Source organism: Mucilaginibacter sp., from assembly GCF_028288105.1.
Lineage (GTDB): Bacteria > Bacteroidota > Bacteroidia > Sphingobacteriales > Sphingobacteriaceae > Mucilaginibacter.
Genome location: NZ_JAQBOI010000024.1, coordinates 1 through 5,264 on the forward strand (window position 1 = coordinate 1; position 5,264 = coordinate 5,264).

Genomic DNA, 5,264 nt, shown 5'->3' on the forward strand with positions numbered 1-5,264 from the left:
CTATATCTGGTGTATCGTACAGGTTTTTTATCCAGTTGATAACGGCGTCGTCAACAATGAGCGAGCCAATGGCAATTGCGCCGCAAAACAGCGCCACCCAAATGCTGTACTTGGCCAGGCGCATCCAGTCGAAACCTTTTACGTCATAAGAATTACGCAGTTTTTCGGCCTGGGCAGCATCCAATAAATGATTTTTCTCCCAATGCGCAATGGTATCGTTCAAAAACTCACTTTCCTGCCTGTCGATATTTAGTTTAGCCATAGGGTAATAGATGCGGATACTAATTTATGCGAATAAGTGAAAGTAAACAATATTAATTCACACTTAAGCCAGCCAATAATATCCGGAAAGTATAGTTTATTTATGAAATTATGGTGAAAGTTGTTAGGTATTAAACTGGGGGCCATCAATCACCAGCAGGGCCAAAACATCTTCTTTATCCTTACCTAATTGTACTACAAGTTGCTCCAGCGATTCAAACTTAACATCGCCGCGTACAAAATGCAGGAACTCCATACGGATCTGCTGATTGTATATTTCTGCATTAAAGTCGAAGATATTTACTTCAATGTTCCGCGTCATGCCGTTAACGGTAGGGCGGTGGCCAATGTAGGCCATACCTGTATACTCCTTGCCCGCAACTTTTACCTTCACGGCAAATATGCCATCGGCAGGTATCAGCTTATAGCTTTCTTCGATGAGCAGGTTGGCGGTTGGGTAACCCAGCTCACGACCTAACTGATCGCCACGGATAACTTTCCCGGTAATAAAAAACGGATAACCCAAACACTCGTTAGCTATGTGAATGTCGTTAGCTAATAAAGCCGTACGGATACGGGTAGAGCTGATGGCTACGTCGTTTATATCCTGTTCGGGTATCTCAACTACTTCGAAATCATAAACCGGCGCTAATGCCAGCAAATCTTGCAGGCCGCCTTGCCTGTCTTTACCAAAACGATGATCGTAACCTATCACAATGGTTTTGGTGCCTATTTTATTTACTAATACATCGCGGATATAACCCTCGGCAGTTTGGTTAGAAAAATCTCTTGAAAAAGGTGTGATAATTAAATGATCAACTCCTAATTGTTCCAACAGCTCCGCCTTCTCGTTAATGGTGTTGATGAGCTTAAGACTTTCGTCCTCGGGGTGCAATATCATCCGCGGATGCGGAAAAAAAGTAAGTATAACTGTTTCACCGCCTGTAGCAGCAGCCAGTTCTTTTATACGCGATATAATTTTGCGGTGCCCAATATGCACTCCATCAAAAGTGCCAATAGTAACTACCGCGTTTTTAACCGGCGTAAATTCATCAATATGATGGTATATCTTCATAGTGCTGGCACAAAGGTAAAAGTAGAATGGACAAAGCAGAAAGGTTTTTGTTTAATCTGTGTAAGATGTTACAATCCTGTTAAATCAGGGGCTGCCTTTAGTGCACGGATAGTATCAACCAATTCCAATATCTCGTGGGCATCCTCTATACGGTAATTGCCACTGCGGGTTCGCCTCAGTGCCGACATGTATGCCCCGTTGTTTAACGCAGCACCAAAATCATTTACCAACGACCGGATATAAGTACCCTTGCTGCATACTACACGAAAATCAACTTCGGGTAGTGCTATACGGGTTATCTCAAATTCGGATATGGTAACACTTCTGAGGCGCAATTCAACTTCTTCGCCACGGCGGGCTTTTTCGTACAGTCGTTCACCATCAATTTTAATGGCAGAATGTGCAGGCGGATATTGCTGAATATCCCCGGTAAACTGCGCACAGACAGCTTTTATCTGTTCGTCGGTTAAATGACTGGTATCAAATTTTGCTTCGGGTTCGCTTTCCAGATCGTAGGTTGGGGTGGTTGCCCCCAGCACCATGGTACCTGTGTATTCCTTTTCCTCAGCCTGGAAGGTATCAATCTGCTTGGTCATTTTACCGGTGCAAACAATAAGCAGTCCGGTAGCCAATGGGTCGAGCGTGCCTGCGTGGCCTACTTTAAGCTTTAGTGGCTTAAAGGCATTACGCAGTTTACCTACCACATCAAAGCTTGTCCATTCGTATGGTTTATTGATGAGGAGGAGTTGCCCGTCGGCAAAGTCTTGTATAGATTGGAAGGAATTACTCATTTGTCTGAACCTTGATTAAGGTGATTTACCTGATTACAGGATTTTTTGAAGATTAAGTTGCCTGTTGAAATAATTTACTTATTCCATTGCATTCATATTCTGCCTGGTCAATAGCATCGTCGATACTCTCGTGCCAGGTATCAGCCAACTCTTTCCAATTAGCATCGCATGAAAATAGATAATATCCCGGCTCTTTTTCCGGTTGGCAAATTGCAAATCCGGCAATTAGTTTACTATCGTTATCTTCAGTATTTGAATTATTCAAAAGATTAACAACCGCGTAACATATTACTTTTGCATTCCCCATTATATTAGGAACATCATTCATTTAACCTATCACCTGTAAATTATGGCCGCTTAGGTAAAGGATAATAATTACCCCCCCTACTACAATACGGTACCAGCCAAATAACTGAAAACCGCGGCGCTCTAAAAATGTGATGAATGTTTTAATAGCCAATAAGGCTACTACAAATGCAATAACGTTACCAATAGCCAATAGCTTAATTTCTTCGCCGGTAACTACGTGGCCTTCTCTATAAAAGTCGAACAGTTTTTTTGCTGTGGCGGCAAACATGGTTGGTACCGCTAAAAAGAAGGAAAACTCGGCAGCGGCCTTGCGGCTTAACTTTTGCGACATACCACCAACAATAGTCGCGGCAGAGCGCGATGTACCAGGTATCATAGATAAACACTGAAAGAAACCGATCTTCAAAGCGGTTAAATAACTTATCTCTTTTTCTTCTTTAACATCGGGGTTATTAAACCACTTATCTACAAAAAGCAATATAATACCACCAATAAACAAGGTTATACCTACGGTTAAAGCGCTTTCTAACAAAGCGTCTATTTTTTTACTGAATAGCAGACCAAATATCGCAGCTGGTATAAAAGCTACAAACAATTTGTAGTAAAACCCAATGCTTTGAAAGAAGCGTTTAAAGTATAAAACTAATACTGATAATATTGCGCCTAATTGTATTGCAATAGTAAAAAGCTTTACAAAATCATTGCTTTGGATACCCATTACAGATGAAGCGATGATCATATGACCTGTTGAAGATACCGGCAAAAACTCGGTGATGCCCTCTATAATAGCAAGGACAATTGCATGAATGATGTTCATTATTTAGCAGTAGGCTTCCTTAAAATTGCGTAAAAACCTAATGCAAAACCTGCAAGTACCACAATTGGCGCAATTACAATTTTTGTTGTGCTGTAAATATCAGTAGTGCCGCTCATTAGCACAAAACCAAATGCAACCACAGCTATGCTGATAATTAACCATTTGTAGTTTTCTTTACCAAATATAAACTGACCCGGCGTGGTGGTGCTTGTTGCCGGTGCCTGTGTTTTGCTTGCAGCTGTTTTTGTTTGTTGCAGTGCCATATTTTTAATTAGTGAATTGTTGAATTAATGATTTAGTGATTGAAGCTCAGTCAATGACTACCTATATAGATCGTATATTTTTAAACGTAAAAACTTATTAACCGCCAGGAACGTGCTAAAGGCAGATATAAATATGCCCAGGGCTATTATACCTAAAAACACGACACCAAACTCGGTATAGTTTTGCAGTATAACCAGATCAGGGATTTGTTTATTAGCCAGGTACAAGGTACCAATTAGTATCACTACAGATATTAACGCGCCTAATAAACCATGCCAGATACCATAAAGTATAAAAGGCTTGCGGATAAACCCTTTTGTAGCGCCGACCAACTGCATTGATTTGATTAGGAAACGCTGCGAATATATTGCCAGCCTTATAGTATTGTTTATTAATGCTACAGATAGTACGATAAATATACCGGCAAAACCCAATATAATTAAGCTGATTGAAGTGAGGTTGGCGTTCATTTGGTCTACCAATGATTGTTGGTACTTTACCTCTTTAACCAGTTTATTCTTCATTAGCTCGGCTTTAAACTTCTCGATGCCGGCATTGTTGGCATAATCTGCCTTTAAGTAAATGTCAAGCGATTGCGATAGCGGGTTGTAACCCAAGAACTTTACAAAATCTTCGCCCAGATCTTTTTGCAGGTTACGTGCGGCCAGTTCCTTGCTCACGTATTGGGTTTGCTTCACCATTACGTTTGCATCCAGTTGCTTTTGCAACTGCAGCACATCGGTTTCGTGAGCCGAATCATCCATAAAAATATTCAGTACAATGTTTTCTTTTACATAGCGCGACAGGTTATTGGCATGCACCAATATAAGCCCCAGCAGCCCTATCATTAATAAAACCATAGCAATTCCAAAAACGGTAGATATGTATATCGTTTTGGTTTTTTTTGCCGATGCACTTGCTTCAAATTCTTCCATGCGTTTTTTTAGATATGAGATGTTAGATATGGATTTTAGGCCAATATCTTATTCTTATAATTTGCGAAATTAACAAACCCGGCTTAAAGGTAAAAGTTTATGGCGTATAATTAACAATAATTAACGCTGATGCTGTTATACCCTGCCCAGGATTGTGCAAATCATTGCCGTCCCATTTATGGGACGGATTGCAAAATGAGCAATCCGGCTTTAACTGAAGCCTGGCCGTTATTTTTGGCTAAAGCCAATTAGCTTGTTGGCTAGCCGACGGCAATGAATATTGCATGGCGTTATCTGGGGAATCCCAAAAAAATCAGTATTTCAACAATAAACAAATCCCCACACTACCTGTTATCCCACTATGACAACACCTGCAAACGACCACGATAAACCATCACCTTCGGATACCCCTACCCACAGGCCCAACGATGAGGGGCATAAAAGTGTAGTTAAGAAAGAGGATAAGCAATACCATGCCGACGAACCTGAACAGGAAAACGTGGCGAAGCGTTACGAAAAGGAGGAGCAACCGGTTAACCCCGTGAAAAACCCGCCGAAGAAAGACCAGCCGGATACAGCTGAGGACGACGCCCGCCGCTTGGAATCGAAATAAAATTACTCTAAGGGCTTGGCAATCCCTGCCGAATTAAACTGCAGATCGTATAATTTGCGATAGTACCCATTCTCTATCCGAAGCAACTCCTGGTGGGTACCCATTTCTTTTATCTCGCCATGGTCAAGCACAATAATCTTATCCGCGTTTTGTATGGTGGATAAACGGTGAGCGATAACAATTGCTGTACGTCCCTGCA

At 41.3% G+C, this 5,264-nt stretch carries 7 protein-coding genes and 2 pseudogenes; 1 reads left to right on the top strand and 8 read right to left on the bottom strand.

Annotated features, from left to right (window positions below):
* From JWQ85_RS01350 to JWQ85_RS01380, 7 genes and pseudogenes are all read right to left on the bottom strand, one after another.
* A pseudogene (locus JWQ85_RS01350) lies at window positions 1–262 on the bottom strand (DUF2157 domain-containing protein); the annotation flags it as partial.
* A gap of 123 nt (window positions 263–385) precedes the next feature.
* Entirely contained in the window at window positions 386–1,336 is a 951-nt protein-coding gene (locus JWQ85_RS01355; RefSeq protein WP_299462769.1) for a bifunctional riboflavin kinase/FAD synthetase, read from the bottom strand.
* A 68-nt stretch (window positions 1,337–1,404) separates the two neighbouring features.
* Entirely contained in the window at window positions 1,405–2,127 is a 723-nt protein-coding gene (truB, locus tag JWQ85_RS01360; protein ID WP_299462772.1) for a tRNA pseudouridine(55) synthase TruB, read from the bottom strand.
* A 52-nt stretch (window positions 2,128–2,179) separates the two neighbouring features.
* On the bottom strand, window positions 2,180–2,392 hold the full coding sequence (locus JWQ85_RS01365; protein ID WP_299462775.1) for a hypothetical protein: 213 nt from the start codon (window positions 2,390–2,392) through the stop codon (window positions 2,180–2,182).
* A gap of 63 nt (window positions 2,393–2,455) precedes the next feature.
* Entirely contained in the window at window positions 2,456–3,253 is a 798-nt protein-coding gene (locus tag JWQ85_RS01370; RefSeq protein ID WP_299462778.1) for an undecaprenyl-diphosphate phosphatase, read from the bottom strand.
* Window positions 3,253–3,516 carry a DUF3098 domain-containing protein gene (locus tag JWQ85_RS01375; protein ID WP_299462780.1) on the bottom strand — a complete coding sequence of 88 codons (264 nt, stop codon included), beginning with the start codon at window positions 3,514–3,516 and terminating at the stop codon, window positions 3,253–3,255. The genes JWQ85_RS01370 and JWQ85_RS01375 overlap by 1 nt, the downstream gene beginning before the upstream one ends.
* Window positions 3,517–3,573: 57 nt before the next feature.
* The gene (locus tag JWQ85_RS01380; RefSeq protein WP_299462783.1) at window positions 3,574–4,452 is read right to left on the bottom strand and encodes a permease-like cell division protein FtsX; all 879 of its coding nucleotides are present in this window, start codon (window positions 4,450–4,452) and stop codon (window positions 3,574–3,576) included.
* 361 nt (window positions 4,453–4,813) lie between these two features.
* On the opposite strand from JWQ85_RS01380, the gene JWQ85_RS01385 reads away from it, so the two are divergent.
* Complete coding sequence (locus JWQ85_RS01385) at window positions 4,814–5,065, top strand: hypothetical protein (protein WP_299462786.1); 252 nt, start codon at window positions 4,814–4,816, stop codon at window positions 5,063–5,065.
* Window positions 5,066–5,067: 2 nt separating this feature from the next.
* On the opposite strand, the pseudogene JWQ85_RS01390 reads toward JWQ85_RS01385, so the two are convergent.
* Window positions 5,068–5,264 (bottom strand): annotated as a pseudogene (locus JWQ85_RS01390) (ABC transporter ATP-binding protein); the annotation flags it as partial.